Genomic DNA, 21,644 nt, shown 5'->3' on the forward strand with positions numbered 1-21,644 from the left:
GAGAAGAAACATGAAGAACACGATGCGCGTGATGCTTGCCGCTTCGATGGTGCTGGGCTTCACGGCCTGCAACAAGAACGACGCCGCTCCGGTGGTTGAAGCCCAGCAGGCGCTGGTTGCCCCGGCCAAGGACGACGATGCGGGCTGGAAGAAGTATCTGCAGGCTGTGGCTGTGCAGAACATGGGCAACATCACCGCCAGCCCGTTCCTGTACTACCTCCCGCCGGAGTCGGACCCGGAGTTCGCTGCCAAGTACGAGCGTCAGGTTGAAAGCGCCACCACCGCCATCAGCCGTGGCATCCAGCCGGGCAACATGCTGGCGTTCGGTTCGTCGGCCTCGGCCAAGATGGCCGACATGATCGAAACCGGCTTCAAGGGTGTGCAGGCTGACTCGATGAAGGGTGTGCGCGTGGTGTTCATCGGCGATGCCGCTGACAACGCCCGCGTGCAGACCATCGTCCAGCCGACCGGCGCCGACTACATCTTCGTCGAAGCCAAGTGACGCAATGGCGCGTGGCCGCATGCGGCCATGCCTTTGCCATTGCGTCATCCCCGCGCAGGCGGGGATCGGATGCTTTGGCTTGTGTCGTTTGAATGATCCCCGCGAAAGCGGGGGCCGGATGGGGCCGCACCGCGGCCCCATCTTTGCTTTGAGCTTTGGGCGCGAAGCGGATGGAACACTCAATGCCTGCAGTTGTGTGATTGCAGCCACTCTCCAGGCAAGCGATTGCCGGCCTCGCGGCTTACAATCGGCCCCTGAGCATCGAACCGGCATGTGCCGGTTGCAAGCCCCGCTCTGACGGGAAGAACGCAGGAATGTCCCTCAAAATCAATGAGCTCTGCGTCAACTGTGACGTCTGTGAGCCCGCCTGCCCGAATCAGGCCATTTCCATGGGCGAGACGATCTACGTGATCGATCCGGCCCGTTGTACCGAGTGCGTCGGCCATTTTGATGAGCCGCAATGCGTGGTGGTGTGCCCTGTGGAGTGCATCGACCCGGACCCGGACATCCCCGAAACCCAGGATCAGCTGCTGGCCAAGTTGTACGGGCTGCAGCGCGATCACCCCGAACTTTACGAATCGGAGAATCCGCCGGCATGAAGATTGTTGCCCGTTCCTTGATGTTGTTTGCGCTGGTGATGACGCCAGTTGCGTGGGCGGCCGATGCGCCGCAGGCGCGCGCATCGCACCCCGATGGTGCGGTGATTGCCAGCGGTCACTCGCTGGCCACCGATGCCGGCATGGAGATTCTCGCCAAGGGCGGTAATGCGTTCGATGCGGCCATTGCCGTGTCCTCGACGCTGGCCGTGGTCGAGCCGATCAGCTCGGGCTTGGGCGGCGGTGGTTTCTTCCTGCTGCACGACGCCAAGACCGGCAAGGACGTAATGCTGGACGCGCGCGAAACCGCGCCGGAGTCGGCCACGCCGGAGCAGTTCCTGGACAAGAAGGGCGAGCTGGACCGCGACCGTTCGGTCAACGGCCCGTGGTCGGCCGGCATCCCCGGTTTGCCGGCGGCGCTGGTGCAGCTGGCGCGTGAACACGGCCGTCTGCCGCTGACCGAATCGTTGGCGCCGGCCATCCGCGTCGCGACCGACGGCTTCCCGGTTTACGCGCGCATGGCGCGTGGTTACGCCTCACGCCGCGAGGTGATGGAGCGTTACCCCGGAACGCGTGAGGTCTACCTGCGCAACGGCCGCCCGATTGCCGAAGGCGATCTGTTCAAGCAGCCGGAGTTGGCGCATACGCTGCAGCTGTTGGCCGAGAAGGGCTTTGACGGCTTCTACCGCGGTGAAACGGGTCGCAAGTTGCTGGCCGGCGTGAAGCAGGCCGGTGGCCGTTGGACCGCCGAGGAACTGGCCGGCTATACGGTCAAGACCCGTGAGCCCATCGTCTTCAACTACCGCGACTGGAAGATCACCACCGCCTCGCCGCCGTCCTCCGGTGGCATTGCGTTGGCCGCGATGCTGCAGATCCTGGAAGGCTGGGACCTGAGCACGATGGATCAGGCGCACCGCACCCATCTGGTGGTGGAAGCCATGCGCCGCGCCTATCGCGACCGCACCTTCTTCCTGGGTGATCCGGATTTTGTCGACATCCCGCAGAAGGTGCTGACCAGCCGCGATTACGCGCAGGGCCTGCGTGCGACCATTCACCCGGAGAAGGCCACGCCCAGCGACATGTTGTCGGGCAACCCGACGCCGCTGGAAGATGACGAGACCACGCATTTCTCGATCATCGACAGCGAAGGCAACCGCGTCGGCGGCACCCAGACGGTGAACCTGCTGTACGGCTCGGGGCTGATCCCGGCCGGCACCGGTGTGCTGCTGAACAACGAGATGGACGACTTCGCACTGAAGCCGGGCACGCCCAATGCGTTTGGTGTGATGGGTTACGCCGCAAATGCCCCGAAGAAGGGCAAGCGCATGCTCAGCTCGATGACCCCGACGTTCATGGAGAGCGATGACAAGGTCGTGGTGATTGGCACGCCGGGCGGCAGCCGCATCATCACCATGGTGCTGCTGGGTATCCTGGGTTACGACGATGGTCTGACTGCGCAGCAGGTTGCCGCGTTGCCGCGTTACCACCACCAGTGGTTGCCGGATTTGATCGAAGCCGAAGACGGCGCGTTCGATGCGGATACGATCAAGCAGCTGCAGGCGATGGGCCACAAGATCGACCTGCCGGGTGACGTCGCTGCTGGCGGTCGTGGTTCCAGCCATGTGTGGGGCAACCTGCAGACGGTGGAATGGGATCGCGTCAAAAACACGCTTTATGGCGGCACTGATCCGCGCAACCCCGTGGGCAGTGCGCGGGTGGTAACGCCGGAAAAGGCCAACTGAAAGTGATTGATGAAGACCCCGCTTTCGAGCGGGGTTTTTGTTTATGTTGTTTTTCGTTTGCAGTACGGAGTCATGCTCGGTTGAGGCATTCCCGGGAAGATCTCTGCCGAGCGCGGCGGGTGACTGAAAATTTGATGCGCCGTTCAGATGCGGGAGCGAATGATGGACAGGTACAGCCGAACGCCAAATGGCGACGGCCGTGTGATTGTTGAAAGTCCATCAAACATTCCATTCCATTTGTAGACGCTGGCGTCAATAAGTCGGCGGTCCAGAATTGCGAATATTTAACGCTCGCCGGGTAGAATTTTTCATATGAAACTTTGGTCGATTCGCGGTAATTCGCAAAAGCTCGATGGCGGCGCAATGTTCGGCAATGCTCCTAAAGCGTTGTGGGAAAAATGGTCGCCGTCGGATGATCTCAATCGCATTGAACTGGCGTGCCGGGCGTTGCTTGCCAGCCCACTGGGCGGCAAGACGGTGCTGTTTGAAACCGGCATCGGCGCGTTCTTCGAGCCCAAAATGCGTGAGCGTTTTGGTGTGCAGGAGCCGCGCCATATCCTGATGGATTCGCTGCGCGAAGCCGGTTTTGAACACGAAGATATCGACGTGGTGGTGCTCAGCCATCTGCACTTCGATCATGCTGGTGGCTTGCTGGCGCCGTGGTCGGAAGGGCGCGAACCGGAGCTGTTGTTTCCCAACGCCACCTTCGTGGTGGGCGCCGAACATTGGGAGCGTGCGCGGCATCCACATTCGCGCGACCGTGCCAGCTTCATCCCCGAATTGCCGGGTTTGCTGGAAGCCAGCGGACGCCTGGAAGTGGTGTCGGGCGAGTACTCAAAAACACTGGGCGAATCGGTGCGTTTCAGCTACAGCGATGGCCATACGCCGGGCCTGATGCTGGCCGAAATCGTTGGACCTGAGCGTGTCAACGGCCAGCCGCGTGGAGGTGTGGTGTTCTGTGCCGACCTGATCCCCGGGCGCTCGTGGGTGCATGTGCCGATCACAATGGGCTACGACCGAAATGCCGAGTTGTTGATCGACGAGAAGCGCGCCTTCCTTGAGGACAAACTCGCGCGCAACGTGCATCTGTTCTTTACTCACGACCCCGAATGCGCAATGGCGCAGGTCGTGCGTGATGAGAAGGGTCGATTCGGCACTGCCCATGAAGTGGGCGAGTTGAAGGCGCGCACGTTGGCGGCCTGAGATGACGACTGTCATGCGCAACCGCTGACGTCTGGCGCTGTTGTTGCCGGATGGCGCCGTGGACACTGATCCCACTACCACGACCGGATCAGTCCCTTGAACTTTCGCTCAATGTTTGGCCGCATCCTGATTGCCGGCACGTTGTTGCTGGCCCCTGGGGCCAGCTTGCTGGCAGCCCCCACCGTGACGGTAACGCTGCATGTCAGTGCGGAGCGAGCGACGACGATGGACATCTGGGAGCCGGCAAAGGTTCGCGGTGTGGTCCTGTTTTCCAGTGGACATGGCGCTTGGCCGGAGCGGTATGACCGTTTGTTGCAGGCGTGGTCCGATGCAGGTTTCGTGGTGCTGGCGCCACTGCATGTGGACTCGATGAAGTACCCGGAGCGCGATCGCTTCACGCTGCAGCAAGGCCTGGGTGAGCGCTTTGCCGACATGAAGGCAGCCAGCAGCTATGCCGCAGCGCATTGGCCGTCCATGCCGGTCGCTGCGGGTGGCCACAGCCTCGGCACACTGATATCGACGGTGTTGGGAGGCGCATTGGCAAACCTCGGGCCGTTGCGTGATCCGTCGGTGGTCGCGGTGGTGGGCTTTTCGTCGCCGGGCAGGATTCCAGGCTTGATCGCGCCTGACTCCTATGCCTCGCTGGCTGTTCCGCTGCTGCTGGTCACCGGCGACAAGGACGTCGTGCAGGGATTCGTCAGCAATCCGGCCGATCATCTGTACCCGGTGGAGACCGCTGCCGCCGGTGACAAGATTGCCGTGGTGCTGCCCGGTGGCGATCACAACCTGATTGGCGGTGAAGCGGGTCAGTTGTTCGAGCGGGCGCAGCAATTGGGGACCGCGTTCCTGCAAGCCGAGCTGTTGGGTGATGAACAGGCCCGCGAGGTGCTGGATGCGCCAGCGGCGGCTGGCGAACAGTGGTTACGTCGCTGAGGTTGGTGATGGCGTGGTGCGGATTTCCGGGCGCATTGCCCCGGAAATTCGGTAAGAAACAGCCAGCGTGATGTCAGGCAGATCCTGCTGAACAAGGAAAACGCTGCCTCCGCTCACTCGCGTGGCAGCGCCTTGCCGCAGTTCAAGCGCTTCAGTGAATACCGAAGCTGATGGTGTAGCGCGCAGTTTGCCCACGGCGTGCCGTGGCGCGCATCTGATAGACCTGCACGGTGTAGCTTCCGTTGCTGGGCAATACGCCGCTCCAGTCCTGTCCCACTGCGCCACTGCCGATTGCAGTCGCGGCACCGGGAACATCACCGGGAGCGAAGACGTTGAAGTTGGCATTGCTGCTGCCGCTGATGCTCACCCGCATCGTTTGGCCGGCCGTGGCCGAGAGCGTGTAGTGGGCACTCTCGTAGCCTTTCACCGCACCGGGCAAGCTGGCGCTGCTGGCGCCTTTGCTGAAGTGAACCGGCGTAGCGGTGACTTTGTCCTGGGCGAGTGCTGGCGCCATGGCGCAGGCCAGCAAGGCAGCAATGGCGAAGCTCGCGAAGTGCTTCATGGAGTGTTCTCTTGGTTCTGTCGTGGGGAGAGAAACGCTACGCTTTTGAGCGATCAGAGCGCGTCAACGCAACGTTGTTTTCGGGACAGCGACAGGCCGCCGTTCATGCGGCCTGAATGTGCTGCGACGCGTGCCGGTCTCAGCCGACGCGGGTGCCGAAGATGCGGTCGCCGGCATCGCCCAGGCCCGGCAGGATGTAGGCCTTGTCGTTGAGGCGTTCGTCGATGGCGGCGGTGTAGATCTCCACGTCCGGGTGCGCGGCTTCCACGGCTTGCAGGCCTTCCGGTGCAGCGACCAGGAAGATGCCCTTGATGCGGCGCGCGCCAGCACGCTTGAGCATGTCGATGGTGGCGATCAGGGTGCCGCCGGTGGCCAGCATCGGGTCCAGGATCAGCGCATCGCGCTCTTCCAGGCGGCCGGTGAGGCGCTCGAAGTAGGGCACCGCTTCCAGGGTTTCCTCGTCGCGCTGCAGGCCAACCACGCTGACGCGGGCAGCCGGGATCAGCGACAGCACGCCGGTCAACATGCCAAGGCCGGCGCGCAGGATCGGCACCACGGTGATCTTGGCGCCAGCGATGCGCTGCACCTGCACCGGGCCAGCCCAGCCGGCGGTGGTGTGGGTTTCGGTGTCCAGATCGGCGGTGGCCTCGTAGGCCAGCAGCGTGCCCAGTTCGTTGACCACTTCACGGAAATCCTTGGTGCTCATGGCCGCATCGCGGAGCAGGCCAATCTTGTGCTGGACCAGGGGGTGACGGACTTCGACGATCTTCATGGCGGAGGGGCTACTGGGGAGATGCCACAGTTTGCCGTAGGCGTTCTGTACTCGGCCAGTACACCGCTGAAATATTCCCGCCTTGGGGCTGTCATGGTGGCGAAACCATACGGACATAACGTGCGCACCCATCCTTTACATGGTTCCGGGGGCAGGTGTGCGAAAGAGCGTATTGGTGGTGGCGGTAACGACCGTGGTGGCCTGCATGGCCGCTGCGCCGGCTGGGGCGCAGCAGGTGGCATCGGACGGATCGGTGGTGGCTGTCGCCGCTGCGGGGGCGGTGGATCTGGAGCGGATTGAAGTGCGCGCGCAGTTGGAAGCGCAGATCCGTGCGGTGGAGCTCAAGCGCGACGCCAACGGCATCCAGGACGGCATTGCCTCAGACTCCATGGGCGACTATCCCGACATGAACGTGGCCGAGTCGCTGCAGCGCCTGCCGGGCGTCAGCGTCACCCGTGATCAGGGCGAAGGTCGCTTCGTGGTGGTGCGCGGCCTGGATGCAGCGCTCAACAGCGTCAGCATCGACGGCATTGCTGTGGGCACCCCGGAAGACTCTTCGCGCGGCGCGCCGCTGGACGTGATTCCGACCGATTCGACCGAACGCCTGCGGGTGGTCAAGTCGGCTACGCCGGACATGCCGGGCGATGCCATCGGCGGCACCGTGGTGGTGGAGTCGGCCTCGGCCTTTGACCGCGACGGCCGCTCGATCAAGGGCAAGATCGAAGCCAGCCATCAGCAGCTGTCCGGCGAAACCAGCCCCAAGGCCGCCTTCAACTACAGTGAAGTGTTCAATGACACCTTCGGCGTGGCGCTGGGTGTGAACTACCAGAAGCGCACCTTCGAGTCGGACAACACCGAAGCCGCCTATGACACGTTCGATGGCGGCGCGGACGACGATCTGGTCGTCACCGAACTGCAGCGCCGCAAGTACACCATCGAACGCGAACGCACCGGCGCCAACCTCAATCTGGATTGGCACCCGGACGACGATAACCGTTACTACCTGCGCACGCTGTACAGCCGCTTCGACGATGCTGAAACGCGCCAGCGCACCGTGTTCGGCCTGGAAGACGGCAGCATCAGCGCGTTGGGCAACGGTCGCTATCAGGTTGATGACCTGCCGGCCGATGCGATCTCCAAGCGCATGCGCTACCGCACCAAGGAAGAGAACACCTTCGCCGCCAGCATCGGTGGCGAGAACCGCCTGAGCGGTGCCGTGCTGGACTATCGCCTGGGTTACACCAAGACCCGCGAGCGTGTGAACGATGAGATGGAGGCGCGTTTCAAACACACCGGTGATGATCTGTCGGCCACCATCGACCAGAACAGCGGCATCCCGGGTTTGTCGCTGAGCGACAACGGCTGGACCGACAGCGCCAACTACAAGTTCGACCGCGTGGTGCTGGCACCCAAACAGGTGGACGACAGCGAGCGCAGCGCGCAGGTCAATATCCGCTTTGATGGCGACCACGCCAGCTACAAGTTCGGTGTGCTCGGCCGCTGGCGCGAGCGTGCGGTGAACGTGGACGAGGCCGAGCTGCGCAAGGGCCCGGCGGTGGACCTGACCACCTGGAACGGTGAAACCCTCGATCATCGTGGCGGCCCGCTGGGGCAGGGCATGAGTTCGGCGGCGATGCGCAAGTGGTGGGCGACCAATGGCCACCTGTACAGCGCACGTCCGCAGGAAGTGGCAGGCAATGTGATGACGTCGCTGGAAGAGGATTACACCGCCAACGAAGACATCTTCGCCGCCTATGCGATGGGCACCTGGGACATCGGCGCGCTGCGCGTGATCGGCGGCGTGCGCGTTGAGAGCACGCAGTTCGATGCCACCGGCAACCAGGTGGATATTGATGCCGATGGCGAGACGGCCGTAGTCACCCCGCGCACCGCCAGCAACAGCTACACCAACGTGCTGCCGGGCCTGCATCTGCGCTACGACACCAGCAACGATTGGGTGCTGCGTGGCTCGGTCAACAAGACCGTGGCACGGCCCTCGTTTGGTGATGTGTCGCCGCGCCTGGGCGTGAATCGTGATGACATGGAAGTGCGCGTCGGCAACCCGATGCTCGATCCGTACGAGTCCACCAATCTGGACGTCTCGTTCGAGCGCTACCTCGGCGACAGCGGCATCGTTTCGCTGGGCTTGTTCAACAAGTCCATCGACGGCTACATCGTGGAAACCATCACCGATGAAGATGCCGAATATCCGGGCTTCGATGTGACCCGCTCGATCAATGGCGACAAGGCCAAGGTGTTTGGTGCCGAGTTCAATTGGCAGCAGCAGCTGGCGTTCCTGCCGGGCGCGTGGTCGGGCCTGCTGCTGGGTGCGAGCGGCACCTGGCTGGACACCGATTACGCCCCGGGCCTTGCCGGCCGTGAGAACGATGACTTCACCCTGCCGCGTGCGTCCAAGCATGTGTACAGCGCGCATGTTGGCTACGAATGGGCCGGCTTCAGTACGCGCCTGGCCGGTGTGTACCGCAGTGAATACCTGGACACCATTGGCAAGAACAGCGCGTATGACATCTACGTCGCACCGCACACGCAGTTGGATTTCAGCCTGGACTACAAGTTCAGCAAGCGCATGAGCGTGTACTTCGAGGCGTCCAACCTGCTCGACAAGCCGCTTGAGTTGTATCAGGGCGTGCGTTCGCGGACGCTGCAGAACGAAGAGTATGGCCGCACCTACGCCGTTGGCCTGAAGGTGGCGCTGTGAGGGCCGCGCTGCTGGGCGCCGCTGTCGCACTGGCGTTGACCGCGTGTCAGCCCGCACCTAAAGCGTCGCATCCGCCGACCGCGGCCGATGTCGCGGAAGGCGCCGCTGCGGCGCGCACGGTGCTGGTGAACGAGGCGTTCCTGACGCCGATGACGCCGGCCGACAACATTGATTCGCCCGCCAGCTGGCGGGCGCCCGATGGGCAGTCGTGGTTGATCGCCACGGCCAAGGCCACCGACAAGCTGGTGGTCTATGACGGGCAGACCGGCAAGCACCTGCGTGATGTGGGCAGCGTTGGCACCGCGCTGGGCCAGTTCGACCGCCCCAACGGTATCGCGGTGACCGGCGATCTGGTGTTCATCGTCGAGCGCGACAACCATCGTGTGCAGGTGTTGCAGCTGCCGGACTTCACGCCGTTGGGTGTGTTCGCTGCGGGCGATCTGCGCAAGCCGTACGGCTTGTGGGTGAACCCGACAAAGGGCGGCTACGACGTCTATGTCACCGATTCCTACGACGACGGCGAAGACGCGGCCGGCAACGACATTCTGCCGGCGCTGGAGCGGCTCAACGAACGTGTGCGCCGCTATCACGTCAGCGTTGACGGCAGCGGCGTCAAGGCCGAGCTGGTGCGCAGCATTGGCGACACAACGTCGAAGGGTGCGTTGCGGGTGGTGGAGTCGATCTGGGGCGACCCGGCAAACGACCGCCTGTTGGTGGCCGAAGAAGATGAAACCTATGCCAGCGAGTTCAAGGTGTACACGCTGGCCGGCGACTTCACCGGCAATACGTTCGGCAATGGCCTGTTCAAGGCGCAGGCCGAAGGCGTGATGCTGCGGACCTGTGGCGAAGGTGGTTGGTGGATCACCACCGAGCAGGGCAAGGACCGCAGCGTGTTCCATTTGTTCGACCGCAAGACCTTGGCGCCGGTGGGTGCATTCCACGGCAACACGGTGGCCAACACCGATGGCATCTGGAACAGCCAGCAGCCGTCGGCGCGCTTCCCGCAGGGGGCGTTGTATGCGGTGCATGACGACCAAGGTGTGGTCGCGTTCGATTGGCGGGATATCGCCAAGGCCTTGTCGCTGCCGCAGGACTGCGCGCTGTGATGCTCAGGGGTAAGAGGCAGTGGCTGCTGTTGGCAGCCATGGTGATGGCGGCCGGAGCGGTGGGGGTCGCTCCGGCCGCGGAGCCGAATACGCAGGTGCCGGCGGGGAGCCGGCATTACGCGGCCAGCGGATTTCCGGATCGCATCGTGGCGTCGCCCGCGCAGGATGCGGCCACCGGTTTTGCGGTGGCATGGCGCACCTCGGCGTTGGCCTCGCCACCGCTGTTGGAGCTGGCCGTCGCCGGCGATTCACCGGACATGGGCAAGCCGCGGCAGATCACCGCGCGCAGCCGCGAGCTGCAGAGCGAGAACGGAACGTCGCAGCATCACCGCGCCGATATCGACGGCCTACAGCCGGACACGCTGTACGCGTATCGCGTGCAGGGGCAGGACACCTGGAGCGCGTGGAATCACTTCCGCACCGCCGGTGCCGCGGGGCAGCCGCTGACGTTGCTGTACTTCGGTGACACGCAGAACAAGAACCTCAGTCACGTCAGCCGAGTGATCCGCCAGGGCTGGCAGACTGCGCCGGACGCACGACTGGCGTTGTTCGCGGGTGATCTGGTCAGCGGCGGCGACGGCGTGGATGACAGCGAATGGGGCGAGTGGTTTGCCGCTGGCGGCTGGTTGCTGCCGGGCATGGCGGTCGCGCCGGCTGCTGGTAACCACGAGTACTTCGAGGAGTTCGAGGACACGCCGCAGGAGCGTCGCGTGCTCGGCGGGCATTGGCCGGTGAGCTTCGCGCTGCCGGGCAATGGTGCCCCGGCTACCGCCAACACCACGTATTGGTTCGACTACCAAGGCGTGCGCGTGGTGATTCTGGACGGCACCTCGGCATTGGACTTGGGCACCGCACAGGCGCAGGCGCAATGGTTGGAGGGCGTGCTGGCGGGCAACCAGCAGCCGTGGAGCATCGTGGTCGTGCATCAGCCGCTGTATCCGTTGCGCGCTGAGCGTGACACCTCGGTGCTGGCCACGCAGATTCGCCCGGTGCTGCAGAAGCATCACGTTGATCTGGTGCTGCAAGGTCACGATCACACCTACGGTCGTCGTGCCGATGACAACGCGGCGCTGCCGCAGTACATCTCGTCGGTGGCCGGGCCCAAGCAGTACCGTTTGTCGTCGCAGGCACGGGCGACGATGCAGCCGGTGGCGGAGGACACGCAGCTGTTCCAGGTGCTGCATATCGACGGCAAGCAGCTGCGCTATGAAGCACGCACCGCAACCGGTCGCCTGTATGACGCCTTCCAGATCAACCGCAATGACCAGGGCAGCAAGCGGTTTGAAGAGCTGCGCGAGGGCCGCATTCCGCAGCGTGATTGTCCACGGCCGGTGTCGCCGAAGGGGCGCGATGATCGGTGCTGGGAATGACGGTTGCCATGCCTGAGGGATGCAAATGAAGCTGCGATTTGTCGCAATGCTGTTGTGCCTGCTGCCCTGCGCAGCAGGCGCGGCAGAAGGGATGCAGCATCCGTTCGCGCTGGCGCAGCCCACCAACGCGCCGGATGAAGTGCTGTTGGTGGTGGAGATTCCTGCCGGCGGCGCCATCAAGTACGAGATGGGCGAGGGCGGCGAGCTGCGGGTGGACCGCTTTCTGTCGATGCCGGTTGCCTATCCGGCCAATTACGGCTCGATGTCGCGCACCTTGGCAGGCGATGGCGACCCGCTGGATGCGCTGGTATTGACGCGCTTTCCGGTGCAGCCGGGTGCGGTGATCCGCTTCCGGCCATTGGGCGTGCTGCGCATGGTGGATCGCGGCGAGGCGGACGAGAAGATCGTCGGCGTCCCGGTGGATGCGGTCGATCCCACCTATCGTGATCTGCGCAGTCTGGATGATTTGCCGGCAATGGAGCGCCAGCGCATCGAGGCGTTCTTTCGTGTCTACAAACAATTGCCGGACGGTGGCGACATCCAGCTCAATGGCTGGGGCGATACCGCTGAAGCACGACAGATCATCAGCCGGGCGTTGCAGCACTACCAAGCGCAGCGCCCTTGATGCCAGCGGAAGTCCGATCAAAGCGCGCGGCGTTTCACGACAAGGTTTAAGCGGTGCACCTATACTCCGGACGGTCGCCAAGTGCTGGGGGCTTGCTGTGACGGAGCGGATCAGGCCGAAAGGTCGAGCCGTTCCAATGACGGCACGCTGCTGCTTCAAGCGCGAAGCGAAGACCTAATTCATCGCCCGGGCAGCAGTGTCGCGGGGCGATCATCACGGAGGATAGTCATGCGAGCAGGCAGGTTTTTGGTGAAGGCGGGCGCAGTGATGTTGCTGGCCGCCGTCTCCTGGGGCGCAACGGCACAGCAGGCGCCGCTGCAGGAAGAGTTGGTCAACCCGAGCGAAGTGGTGTTCGAGGGCGGGCAGGCGTATGCCGACGCCGGTGGCGGCCGGTTGGAGCGCCTGCACAGCCGCAAGCAGGGTGGCGAAACCATTTACTACCGCATGGTCCGTTACGACGACGAGGGTGGTTATGTCGGCGACGACCGCGGTGCTGTCGCGTCGCAGAATGTGGGTAGCACGGGATCACTGGGCGCAACGCCTTACCGCTACTACGGCAATGGCAATCTGTCGCGTCCGGACTACTACAACAGTCCCTACAACCGAGATGCGCGCCAGCGTTACTGGGGGCCGGGTTATTTCGGCAGTTGCAGCCGCTACGACGGTTGCCGCGAAGTGCAGTACGTGCCGCTGGTGCCGGTGGTTCCAGTAGTGCCGTATCACCGCTCGAGTTACTGAGCGGCGCATCGCACACAAGAACGGCGACCAATGGCCGCCGTTTTCATTTGGCTCACCGCTGCCCGGCAGCGGCCCGTAGGTTGGGATGAAACCCCGGCGCTCCGTGTGGCGCACGGCTTACCGAATGCTGGGATGGCGTTACCCTGCATCCCAGCCTACGCGGCGGTCTGAAGTCGGCACAGACGACATTCAGGCGTTCAGCACTTCCAGCACGCGGCCATCGGCAAGCTTCAAGCCTTGCGGGCGTTGTTGGGTTTCCAGCAGCTCGGCGATGCGGCCGGCATTCGGGCACTGCAGCATCATGTAGTTGACGTCGAAGTTGAGCTTGTCCACCAGGAAATCGATGAACGCGCGGACCTTGGGCGACACCATGCCGCCACCGGCAAACACGGCGTTGAAGTCGTATTCCGGCCCGGTCCAGCCGGCCAGCACGCGGCGTAACATGCCCGACTCAACGAAGGGCTTGGCCATCACGTCGCTGCTCAGCATCAGGCCTTCGCCGGCGACCAGCATGGTGTTCAATGCAGCCGGATCATTGGCGACCAAGGCCGGGTTGACCGTGAACTCCTGCATCTCGCCACCGGCCTCGGCCAGCGTCCAGCTGAAGCGGTTGTTGTGGTTGTGCGCCTTGCGCACCGCCAGCGTGCGGTGGAACTGCAGTTCGCTGGGATGGCGCGGTTCGCCGTAACGCTGGATGTAGCCGGGGCTGGCAAACACCTGGCTGCGCAGCCGGCCCAACTTGCGGGCAACCAGGTTGGAGTCGGGCAGTGGGCCGACCCGCAACGCCAGGTCGGTTTCACCGGCGATCAGGTCCAGCTTCTCGTTGCCCAGGTGCATGTCCACGCGGATTTCCGGGTACTGGGCCTGGAACTGGTTCAACAACGGTGCGATCCACATCGTGCCCATGGAGTAGGGCACGGTGAAGCGCAGCCAGCCGCGCGGGCCGGACTGCAATTGGCTCACCGCGCTTTCAGCCTGTTCCAGTTCGCGGGCGATGCGTTGGCAATGCTCGTAATAGACCGTGCCCGCTTCGGTGAGGCCGAGGCGGCGCGTGGTGCGGTTCAACAGGCGGGCGCCGAGCCGGCTTTCCAGCTCCTGCACCTTGCGGCTGACGGTGGTCTTGGGTTGTCCGAGCAGGCGGGCTGCAGCGGTGAAGCTGCCCTGTTCGACCACCTTCACGAAGATCAAGGTGTCGTTGAGATCGTTTGCCATTGGGGGGCGCTCTGGCGGCAGCGGGATTGTGCCGGCGACGGGACGATTATTCCCTTCAATTCGTACTAATCAAGTCTGGATTAGAGGATTACTGTTTGCGTCCTCCGCCAAGTCCGGATTTGCAGCCATGCGCCTGCGCCACCTTCCCCAATTTCGACAGACCCGCCGTGGTCCGGCGCTCTCCGGTAATGCTGATTACCGTTCTTACGCCAACAAACTGAATCCATTGAACTTTGAAGCGCTTTTCAGCGGCCCTGATGTCGCGCTTGCGCACACCGTAACCGGTGCGAAGTGGGACAGGTTGAGGCGTTGGATGCAGGCCTTTGTCCCACCAGTGGGAGAAAAATTTCCGTGAGCGGGACACTGTACCCACGTATTCAGCTGGCCCTCGGCACCAATTTCGACGGTGCCTGCGCGACACCGCGCAGTAAGGCCCCGGGTTGCTGCGCCGCGCTTGGCCGCAGACCCGCCCGATTTGCTTTTTCGCTTCTCCACTCCCCCATGGATGCATGACATGAACGGTATCTCCTTCCCCTCCCGCATTACGCGGCGCATCGCCACGTTTGGCATGTCCGCGCTCGCCCTTGCCGTCCTTGCCGCCTGCACTGGTGGTCACGCGGAAGAAGCCGGCATGCCGCCGGCGCCCGAGGTCAACGCCGCACCGGTGTTGGTCAAGCAGGTCAGCCAGTGGGACGAATTCAGCGGCCGCGTCGAAGCGGTGCAGAGCGTTGAACTGCGTCCGCGCGTGTCTGGCTACATCGACAAGGTCAATTACGTCGAAGGCCAGGAGGTGAAGAAGGGCGAGGTGCTGTTCACCATCGACGCGCGCAGCTACCAGGCCGAGTTCAATCGTGCGCAGGCCGAGTTGGCCCGCGCACGCACGCAAGCGGCCTTGGCCCGCAGTGAATCCGAACGCGCGCGTCGTTTGGCGGAACAACAGGCCATCGCCGCCGAGACGGCCGAGCAGCGCCGCGCAGCTGCCGATCAGGCCGGTGCACAGGTGATGGCGGCACAGGCGGCATTGGATGCCGCGCGCTTGAACCTGGAGTTCACCAAGGTGCGCGCACCGATTGATGGCCGCGCCGGGCGCGCGATGGTCACCGCCGGCAACCTGGTCACCGCCGGTGATGCGGCCAGCGTGCTGACCACGCTGGTGTCGCTGGATACGGTGCATGTGTACTTCGATGCAGACGAATCCACCTTCCTGCGTTACGCGCAGATGGCACGCAAGGGTGAACGTCCGAGCGAGCGCGAGGAGGCATTGCCGGTGAAGGTTGGCCTCAGTGGCGAGGAAGGTTTCCCGCATGACGGCAAGGTCGATTTCCTCGACAACCAGGTCGCACGCAGCACCGGCACCATCGGTGTGCGCGCGTTGCTGGACAACCGTGATCGTCAATTCACGCCGGGCCTGTTCGCGCGCGTGCGGTTGCTGGGCAGCAGCGAGTTCCAGGCGGTGCTGATCGACGACAAGGCCGTGCTCACCGACCAGGACCGCAAGTATGTGTATGTGGTGGACAAGGACAGCAAGGCGCAGCGACGTGATGTTGCATTGGGTCGCACCGCTGAGGGTCTGCGCATTGTCGAACAGGGCCTGGCGGCCGGTGACAAGGTGATTGTCGACGGCGTGCAGAAGGTCTTCATGCCCGGCATGCCGGTGCAGGCCAAGCCAGTGGCAATGCAGCCGTTGCCGGTTGCTGCCGGCAAGACCGCGTCGCTGAACTGATCCACGGTTTGTTTTGATGCCGGCGCCATGCCGGTCACGCGTCTTCGTCCAATCGGCCGAGGGCAGGGTGGCTGCATGCCGACGCCGGCCTTTTCAAGGATTTCCTCAGATGGATTTTTCCCGTTTCTTCATCGACAGGCCGATCTTCGCGGCGGTGTTGTCGATTGTGATTTTCGCCGCCGGCCTGATCAGCATTCCGATGCTGCCTATCGGCGAGTACCCGGAAGTGGTGCCGCCTTCAGTGGTGGTGCGCACGGTCTACCCGGGAGCCAACCCCAAGGTCATTGCCGAGACCGTAGCCACGCCATTGGAAGAAGCCATCAACGGCGTTGAGGGCATGATGTACCTCAAGTCGGTGGCCGGCTCCGATGGCGTGCTGCAGATGACCATCACCTTCCGCCCGGGCACCGACCCGGACGAAGCAGCGGTGAAGGTGCAGAACCGCGTTGCCCAGGCACAGGCGCGCCTGCCTGAGGATGTCCGCCGGCAAGGCGTGACCACGCAGAAGCAGTCGCCCACCTTCCTGATGGTGGTGCACCTGACCTCGCCCAACGGCAAGTACGACACCTTGTACCTGCGCAACTACGCACGTCTGCACGTCAAGGATGCGCTGGCGCGTATCCAGGGCGTGGGCGATGCACAGATCTTCGGCGGTGGTGATTACGCCATGCGTGCGTGGCTGGACCCGGACCGCGTGGCATCGCGCGGGCTGACCGCGAGTGATGTGGTGCGCGCGATGCGTGAGCAGAACGTGCAGGTGTCGGCCGGCCAACTCGGCGCCGAGCCCATGCCCAACAGCCAGTTCCTGACCCTGATCAACGCCCAGGGCCGCCTGCGCAGCGAGCAGGAATTCAAGGACATCGTGCTCAAGAGCGGTGCCGATGGTGAAGTGGTGCGGCTGTCGGATGTGGCGCGCATCGAGCTGGGTGCGGGCGACTACACGCTGCGTTCGCAGCTGGATGGCAAGAACGCCGTCGGCATTGGTATCTTCCAGGCACCCGGCGCCAACGCGCTGGAAATTCGCGATTCGGTCATCGGCACGATGGACGAAATGCAGAAGCGTTTCCCGGCCGACGTGAAATACGAAGCGGTGTACGACACCACCATCTTCGTGCGCGATTCGATCAAGGCCGTGGTCAGCACGTTGCTGGAAGCCATCGCGCTGGTGGTGTTGGTCGTGATTCTGTTCCTGCAGACCTGGCGCGCTTCGATCATTCCGTTGATCGCGGTGCCGGTGTCCATCGTCGGTACGTTTGGCGCGTTGTATCTGCTGGGCTTCTCGATCAACACGCTGAGTCTGTTCGGCTTGGTGCTGGCGATCGGCATCGTGGTGGATGACGCCATCGTGGTGGTGGAGAACGTTGAGCGAAACATCGAAGAAGGCCTGTCGCCAACCGCTGCAGCGCACCAGGCGATGAAGGAAGTGTCCGGGCCGATCATCGCCATCGCGCTGGTGTTGTGTGCCGTGTTCGTGCCGATGGCGTTCCTGTCGGGTGTGACCGGACAGTTCTACAAGCAGTTCGCGGTGACCATCGCAATCTCCACGGTGATTTCGGCAATCAACTCGCTGACCTTGTCGCCGGCACTGGCGGCGCGTCTGCTCAAGCCGCATGGTGCCCCGAAAGACGGCCCGAGCCGTTTGATCGACCGTTTGTTCGGCTGGGTGTTCCGCCCGTTCAACCGCTTCTTCAAGTCCAGCTCGGAGAAGTACGAGCGTGGCGTGTCGAAGATTCTCGGCCGTCGTGGCGCGGTGTTCCTGGTGTATGCGGTGCTGCTACTCGGCACCGGTGTGATCTTCAAGCTGGTGCCGCCGGGCTTCATTCCCACCCAGGACAAGCTGTACCTGATCGCAGGCGTGAAACTGCCGGAAGGTTCGTCCATTGCCCGCACCGATGAAATGCTGCGCAAGGTGGCGAAGATTGCCCAGGAAACCGATGGCGTCGCGCACACCATTTCCTTCCCCGGCTTGAATGCACTGCAGTTCACCAATACGCCAAACACCGGTGTGGCGTTCATCCCGCTCAAGCCGTTCAACGAGCGTCATGGTCGTACCGCCGCGCAGATCAACGCGGAGATCAACCAGAAGATTGCTGGCCTGAAGGAAGGCTTTGCGTTCGCAATGATGCCGCCGCCGATCCTTGGACTGGGTAACGGCAACGGCTACCAGATGTTCATCGAAGACCGCGGCAACCTTGGCTACGGCGCGTTGCAGAACGCAGTGCAGGCGATGCAGGGTGCGGTGGCGCAGACGCCGGGCATGGCGTATCCGATCACCAGCTACCAGGCCAACGTGCCGCAGCTGGATGCGGAAGTGGATCGCGTCAAAGCCAAAGCACAGGGCGTGCAGCTGACCGAGTTGTTCGACACGCTGCAGACGTATTTGGGCTCGGCGTACGTCAACGACTTCAACCAGTTTGGTCGTACCTGGCAGGTGATCGCGCAGGCCGATGGCCAGTTCCGCGACAGCGTGGAAGACATCGGCAAGCTGCGTACCCGCAATGATCGCGGCGAGATGGTGCCGATTGGTTCCATGGTGACCATCAAGGAAACCTTTGGCCCGGATCCGGTGCTGCGCTTCAACGGTTATCCGGCGGCTGATCTGGCCGGTGAAGCCGACCCGCGCATGCTGTCCTCTGCTGAAGCGATGAACAAGCTGACCGAGATCGCAGGCAAGGTGTTGCCGGCGGGCATGGTTACCGAGTGGACCGACCTGAGTTATCAGCAGGCCACGCAGGGCAAGGCCGCTTTCATCGTGTTCCCGGTGGCGATCCTGCTGGCGTTCCTGGTGCTGGCCGCGTTGTACGAAAGCTGGTCGCTACCGCTGGCGGTGATCCTGATCGTGCCAATGACCTTGCTGTCGGCCCTGTTCGGCGTCTGGCTCACTGGCGGTGACAACAACGTGTTCGTGCAGGTGGGTTTGGTGGTGTTGATGGGCCTGGCGTGTAAGAACGCGATCCTGATCGTCGAGTTCGCCCGCGAGTTGGAGATGGGCGGCAAGGGCATCGTTGAGGCCGCGTTGGAAGCCTGCCGTCTGCGTCTGCGTCCCATCGTGATGACCTCCATCGCGTTCATCGCCGGCACGATTCCGTTGGTGCTGTCGCATGGTGCAGGCGCCGAAGTGCGCTCGGTCACCGGCATCACGGTGTTCGCCGGCATGTTGGGCGTGACGCTGTTCGGTCTGTTCCTGACCCCGGTGTTCTACGTGGCCCTGCGCAAGTTCGTCTCCCGCAATGGCGGCGGCAAGCTGGTGCAGCACGGCGAGTCGACCCTCCATCACTAAGGGCTGGCGCATCGTCATTCACGCTGGTGCGGGAATGACGATCCCCTCGCGGAAATGCGGGACTGCTAATTCCCTCTCCCGTAAACGGGAGAGGGGCAGGGGTGAGGGCGCTCTTGCCCTTGATCCGTCATTCCTGCAAAGGCGGGAATGACAATCTGAAAGCCCTCCGCAGCCGTCCCAATCAAATCCCCCATGAGAAGAAATCAATGAGCACTCACAACGACAAGATCGCGCTGGTCACCGGCGCCACCCGTGGCATCGGCACCGAGACCGTGCGCCAGTTGGCGCAGACCGGTGTGCATACCTTGCTGGCGGGCCGTAAGCGTGAAGCGGCGGTGGAGCTGGCACTGAAACTGCAGGCAGAAGGCCTGCCGGTGGAAGCGCTGCAGCTGGACGTGACCGATGCCGACAGCATCGCCATCGCGGTGGAGCTAGTGACCGAGCGTCATGGTCACCTCGACATCCTGGTCAACAACGCCGGTGTGCTGCTGGAAGATCCTGCTGTAGCACCGTCAGCGCAGCCGCTGGATGCCTGGCACCGCACCTTCGACACCAATGTGTATGCATTGGTTGCGGTGACTCAGGCGTTCCTGCCGCTGCTGCAGAAGTCCCGTGCCGGTCGCATCGTCAATGTCTCCAGCATGCTGGGCTCGCAGACGCTGCATGCCGACCCGACCTCCGACATCTGGGACTTCAAAATCCCCGCCTACAACGCGTCCAAGGCTGCGGTGAACAGCTGGACGCTCAGCCTGGCGTACGAGCTACGCAACTCGCCGATCAAGGTCAATACCGTGCATCCGGGTTACGTCAAAACCGACATGAACGGTGGCGAAGGTGAGATCGAAATCGCCGACGGCGCACGTTCCTCCGTGCAGATGGCGCTGATCGGCAGCGATGGCCCGACCGGCAGCTTCACTTATCTGGGCGAGGTGCTGCCATGGTGATCCGCGTGTTGACCGCCGCCGTTGCCAGCGCATTGCTGGCCGGCTGCGTCAGTGTCGGTCCCGACTACAAGGCGCCGCCACCGCAGGCGGTGCAGCTGCAGGGCAGTGCTGATCCTTCCTTCAGCAGCGCGTCGCCGGTCGCCAACTGGTGGTCGCAGTTTGATGACCCGGTGTTGGCGCAGCTGGTGCACGGCGCGTTGGCGGAAAACCTGGATCTGCGTATCGCGATGGCACGGGTGCGCGCGGCGCGTGCGGCCTTCACCGAACAGCGTCTGGATCAGGCGCCACATGTGACGGCCGGCGGCAGCCAGGATCGCCGCAAGCAGCCGGATCCAAGCCAGGGCGGTGATCGCGTTTACAGCGAAAGCTACCAACTCGGTTTTGATGCCGGTTGGGAGTTGGACTTGTTCGGCCGGCAACGGCGTGCCGCTGAAGCCGCGCGTGCCGACCTCGGTGCCGAGCGTGACAACCTGGTCGATGCACAAGTCACGGTCGCGGCTGAAGTGGCCCGAAATTACTTTGAACTGCGCGGCACGCAGAAGCGTATTGCAGTGGCCCAGCAAACGCTGGTCAACCTGCACGAAACCCAGAAGCTCACCGAAACCCGCTGGGAACTGGGTGCCGGCAGTGAACTGGATGTGCAGAGCAGCCGCGCACGCCTGAAGGCGATTGAGGCCGACATTCCATTGCTGGAAGTGTCGCAGGTGCAATCGCGGCATCGGCTTGCGGTGTTGCTGGGTCAACGCCCGGATGCATTGAACGAGCTGTTGCAGCCGCGCGAAGTACCTGCGTTCGCCAAGGCATTGCCGCTGGGCGATACCACCGATCTGCTGCGGCAACGCGCCGATGTCCGCGTCGCGGAACGTCGCCTGGCCGCGGCAACGGCACGCGTGGGTGTCGCCACGGCGGATATGTTCCCGCGCATCAGTTTGAGTGGCTTTGTCGGCTTCCTCGGCGGCGATGCGAATGGCTTGGTCAATGGCAACAACAAAGCCTGGTCGTTGACCCCGTCAATCAGCTGGGCCGCATTCGATTTCGGCACGGTGCGCGCACGCCTGCGTGCAAGCAAGGCGCAGGCCGATGGTGCCGCGGCCGAGTACGAAAAGGCGGTGTTGCTGGCATTGGAAGACACTGAAAACGCGTTGACGCGCTACGCCAAGGAACAGTCGCGCCTGGCGATCATTGCCGAGCAGGCACAGGCCGCACGTCGCGCGGCAAGCCTGGCGCAGATCCGCTACCGCGAAGGCTCGGAGGATTTCCTTGCGTTGCTGGATGCGCAGCGTAACCAGCTGGCAGCGGATGATGCATTGGCGTCGGCCGAAGCAACGGTGAACGTCAACGTGGTGGCGGTGTACAAGGCGCTGGGTGGTGGTGTGCAGTCGGCGGAGTCGGTGGCGGTGCAGTAGCCCCCCTCTCCCCAACCCCCGCTCCGCGCCCCGGCCCTTGCGCTGGCGCAAGGGCACTCATCGGAGCGCGAACCGATGGTTCGCAAGCGCTCCTCTTCGTCCCGCGAGGGGAGAGGGGCTCAGATTGCTGCAAGTCGAAGCGATCCGAGCAACTGCAGCTTTAAAGCCCCTCTCCCCTCGCGGGAGAGGGGTTGGGGAGAGGGGGCGGCGG

At 63.5% G+C, this 21,644-nt stretch carries 18 protein-coding genes; 15 read left to right on the forward strand and 3 right to left on the reverse strand.

Annotation, left to right across the window (positions count from 1 at the left end):
* The first annotated feature begins 10 nt into the window (after positions 1-10).
* The 5 genes from ACREP4_RS10560 (at position 11) to ACREP4_RS10580 (ending at position 4,976) form a co-directional block, all read left to right on the forward strand.
* The gene (locus ACREP4_RS10560) at positions 11-502 is read left to right on the forward strand and encodes a hypothetical protein (protein ID WP_431596131.1); all 492 of its coding nucleotides are present in this window, start codon (positions 11-13) and stop codon (positions 500-502) included.
* A gap of 314 nt (positions 503-816) precedes the next feature.
* A complete protein-coding gene (locus tag ACREP4_RS10565) occupies positions 817-1,101 on the forward strand; it encodes a YfhL family 4Fe-4S dicluster ferredoxin (protein ID WP_431596132.1) in 285 nt (94 codons plus the stop codon).
* Positions 1,098-2,840 (forward strand): gamma-glutamyltransferase, encoded by a 1,743-nt coding sequence (ggt, locus tag ACREP4_RS10570; protein ID WP_431596133.1) that lies wholly within the window; start codon positions 1,098-1,100, stop codon positions 2,838-2,840. The genes ACREP4_RS10565 and ggt overlap by 4 nt, the downstream gene beginning before the upstream one ends.
* Before the next feature lie 312 nt (positions 2,841-3,152).
* Complete coding sequence (locus tag ACREP4_RS10575; RefSeq protein ID WP_431596134.1) at positions 3,153-4,043, forward strand: MBL fold metallo-hydrolase; 891 nt, start codon at positions 3,153-3,155, stop codon at positions 4,041-4,043.
* Between the two features lie 96 nt (positions 4,044-4,139).
* A complete protein-coding gene (locus ACREP4_RS10580; RefSeq protein WP_431596135.1) occupies positions 4,140-4,976 on the forward strand; it encodes an alpha/beta hydrolase family protein in 837 nt (278 codons plus the stop codon).
* A gap of 151 nt (positions 4,977-5,127) precedes the next feature.
* Here the strand turns inward: ACREP4_RS10580 and ACREP4_RS10585 are convergent, their stop codons facing one another.
* Positions 5,128-5,538 (reverse strand): g-type lysozyme inhibitor, encoded by a 411-nt coding sequence (locus ACREP4_RS10585; protein ID WP_431596136.1) that lies wholly within the window; start codon positions 5,536-5,538, stop codon positions 5,128-5,130.
* Positions 5,539-5,677: 139 nt separating this feature from the next.
* On the reverse strand, positions 5,678-6,310 hold the full coding sequence (upp, locus tag ACREP4_RS10590) for a uracil phosphoribosyltransferase (RefSeq protein ID WP_057631851.1): 633 nt from the start codon (positions 6,308-6,310) through the stop codon (positions 5,678-5,680).
* A gap of 205 nt (positions 6,311-6,515) precedes the next feature.
* On the opposite strand from upp, the gene ACREP4_RS10595 reads away from it, so the two are divergent.
* The 5 genes from ACREP4_RS10595 (at position 6,516) to ACREP4_RS10615 (ending at position 12,868) form a co-directional block, all read left to right on the forward strand.
* Positions 6,516-9,029, forward strand: a complete 2,514-nt coding sequence (locus ACREP4_RS10595; protein ID WP_431596162.1) for a TonB-dependent receptor — start codon at positions 6,516-6,518, stop codon at positions 9,027-9,029.
* On the forward strand, positions 9,026-10,135 hold the full coding sequence (locus ACREP4_RS10600; RefSeq protein WP_431596137.1) for a phytase: 1,110 nt from the start codon (positions 9,026-9,028) through the stop codon (positions 10,133-10,135). Before ACREP4_RS10595 ends, ACREP4_RS10600 begins: the two co-directional genes overlap by 4 nt.
* On the forward strand, positions 10,135-11,505 hold the full coding sequence (locus tag ACREP4_RS10605; RefSeq protein ID WP_431596138.1) for a metallophosphoesterase: 1,371 nt from the start codon (positions 10,135-10,137) through the stop codon (positions 11,503-11,505). The genes ACREP4_RS10600 and ACREP4_RS10605 overlap by 1 nt, the downstream gene beginning before the upstream one ends.
* Positions 11,506-11,530: 25 nt before the next feature.
* Positions 11,531-12,130 (forward strand): inorganic diphosphatase, encoded by a 600-nt coding sequence (locus ACREP4_RS10610; RefSeq protein ID WP_431596139.1) that lies wholly within the window; start codon positions 11,531-11,533, stop codon positions 12,128-12,130.
* A 228-nt stretch (positions 12,131-12,358) separates the two neighbouring features.
* Complete coding sequence (locus ACREP4_RS10615; protein ID WP_431596140.1) at positions 12,359-12,868, forward strand: hypothetical protein; 510 nt, start codon at positions 12,359-12,361, stop codon at positions 12,866-12,868.
* Between the two features lie 189 nt (positions 12,869-13,057).
* On the opposite strand, the gene ACREP4_RS10620 is transcribed toward ACREP4_RS10615, so the two are convergent.
* On the reverse strand, positions 13,058-14,080 hold the full coding sequence (locus tag ACREP4_RS10620; protein ID WP_431596141.1) for a LysR family transcriptional regulator: 1,023 nt from the start codon (positions 14,078-14,080) through the stop codon (positions 13,058-13,060).
* 127 nt (positions 14,081-14,207) lie between these two features.
* On the opposite strand from ACREP4_RS10620, the gene ACREP4_RS10625 reads away from it, so the two are divergent.
* The 5 genes from ACREP4_RS10625 (at position 14,208) to ACREP4_RS10645 (ending at position 21,433) form a co-directional block, all read left to right on the forward strand.
* On the forward strand, positions 14,208-14,435 hold the full coding sequence (locus ACREP4_RS10625; RefSeq protein WP_431596142.1) for a hypothetical protein: 228 nt from the start codon (positions 14,208-14,210) through the stop codon (positions 14,433-14,435).
* A gap of 159 nt (positions 14,436-14,594) precedes the next feature.
* Positions 14,595-15,803, forward strand: coding sequence for an efflux RND transporter periplasmic adaptor subunit (locus ACREP4_RS10630; protein WP_431596143.1), 1,209 nt, complete (start codon positions 14,595-14,597; stop codon positions 15,801-15,803).
* 109 nt (positions 15,804-15,912) lie between these two features.
* Positions 15,913-19,083, forward strand: coding sequence for an efflux RND transporter permease subunit (locus ACREP4_RS10635; RefSeq protein ID WP_431596144.1), 3,171 nt, complete (start codon positions 15,913-15,915; stop codon positions 19,081-19,083).
* Positions 19,084-19,289: 206 nt separating this feature from the next.
* Positions 19,290-20,027: an SDR family oxidoreductase gene (locus ACREP4_RS10640; protein WP_431596145.1), complete on the forward strand. Its 738-nt coding sequence runs from the start codon at positions 19,290-19,292 to the stop codon at positions 20,025-20,027.
* Positions 20,021-21,433, forward strand: a complete 1,413-nt coding sequence (locus ACREP4_RS10645) for an efflux transporter outer membrane subunit (RefSeq protein ID WP_431596146.1) — start codon at positions 20,021-20,023, stop codon at positions 21,431-21,433. Before ACREP4_RS10640 ends, ACREP4_RS10645 begins: the two co-directional genes overlap by 7 nt.
* The last annotated feature ends 211 nt before the right edge of the window (positions 21,434-21,644 follow it).

Source organism: Stenotrophomonas sp., assembly GCF_050737575.1.
Taxonomy (GTDB): Bacteria; Pseudomonadota; Gammaproteobacteria; order Xanthomonadales; family Xanthomonadaceae; genus Stenotrophomonas.

What these genes read in the sequence shown, in the direction of transcription:
- ACREP4_RS10645 (WP_431596146.1), top strand. Translation starts at nt 20,021, where the DNA reads ATGGTGATCCGCGTGTTGACCGCCGCCGTTGCCAGCGCATTGCTGGCC.
- ACREP4_RS10615 (WP_431596140.1), top strand. Translation starts at nt 12,359, where the DNA reads ATGCGAGCAGGCAGGTTTTTGGTGAAGGCGGGCGCAGTGATGTTGCTG.
- ACREP4_RS10640 (WP_431596145.1), top strand. Translation starts at nt 19,290, where the DNA reads ATGAGCACTCACAACGACAAGATCGCGCTGGTCACCGGCGCCACCCGT.
- ACREP4_RS10595 (WP_431596162.1), top strand. Translation starts at nt 6,516, where the DNA reads ATGGCCGCTGCGCCGGCTGGGGCGCAGCAGGTGGCATCGGACGGATCG.
- ACREP4_RS10585 (WP_431596136.1), bottom strand. Translation starts at nt 5,538, where the DNA reads ATGAAGCACTTCGCGAGCTTCGCCATTGCTGCCTTGCTGGCCTGCGCC.
- ACREP4_RS10610 (WP_431596139.1), top strand. Translation starts at nt 11,531, where the DNA reads ATGAAGCTGCGATTTGTCGCAATGCTGTTGTGCCTGCTGCCCTGCGCA.
- upp (WP_057631851.1), bottom strand. Translation starts at nt 6,310, where the DNA reads ATGAAGATCGTCGAAGTCCGTCACCCCCTGGTCCAGCACAAGATTGGC.
- ACREP4_RS10605 (WP_431596138.1), top strand. Translation starts at nt 10,135, where the DNA reads ATGCTCAGGGGTAAGAGGCAGTGGCTGCTGTTGGCAGCCATGGTGATG.
- ggt (WP_431596133.1), top strand. Translation starts at nt 1,098, where the DNA reads ATGAAGATTGTTGCCCGTTCCTTGATGTTGTTTGCGCTGGTGATGACG.
- ACREP4_RS10625 (WP_431596142.1), top strand. Translation starts at nt 14,208, where the DNA reads ATGCGCCTGCGCCACCTTCCCCAATTTCGACAGACCCGCCGTGGTCCG.
- ACREP4_RS10565 (WP_431596132.1), top strand. Translation starts at nt 817, where the DNA reads ATGTCCCTCAAAATCAATGAGCTCTGCGTCAACTGTGACGTCTGTGAG.
- ACREP4_RS10630 (WP_431596143.1), top strand. Translation starts at nt 14,595, where the DNA reads ATGAACGGTATCTCCTTCCCCTCCCGCATTACGCGGCGCATCGCCACG.
- ACREP4_RS10635 (WP_431596144.1), top strand. Translation starts at nt 15,913, where the DNA reads ATGGATTTTTCCCGTTTCTTCATCGACAGGCCGATCTTCGCGGCGGTG.
- ACREP4_RS10575 (WP_431596134.1), top strand. Translation starts at nt 3,153, where the DNA reads ATGAAACTTTGGTCGATTCGCGGTAATTCGCAAAAGCTCGATGGCGGC.
- ACREP4_RS10620 (WP_431596141.1), bottom strand. Translation starts at nt 14,080, where the DNA reads ATGGCAAACGATCTCAACGACACCTTGATCTTCGTGAAGGTGGTCGAA.
- ACREP4_RS10560 (WP_431596131.1), top strand. Translation starts at nt 11, where the DNA reads ATGAAGAACACGATGCGCGTGATGCTTGCCGCTTCGATGGTGCTGGGC.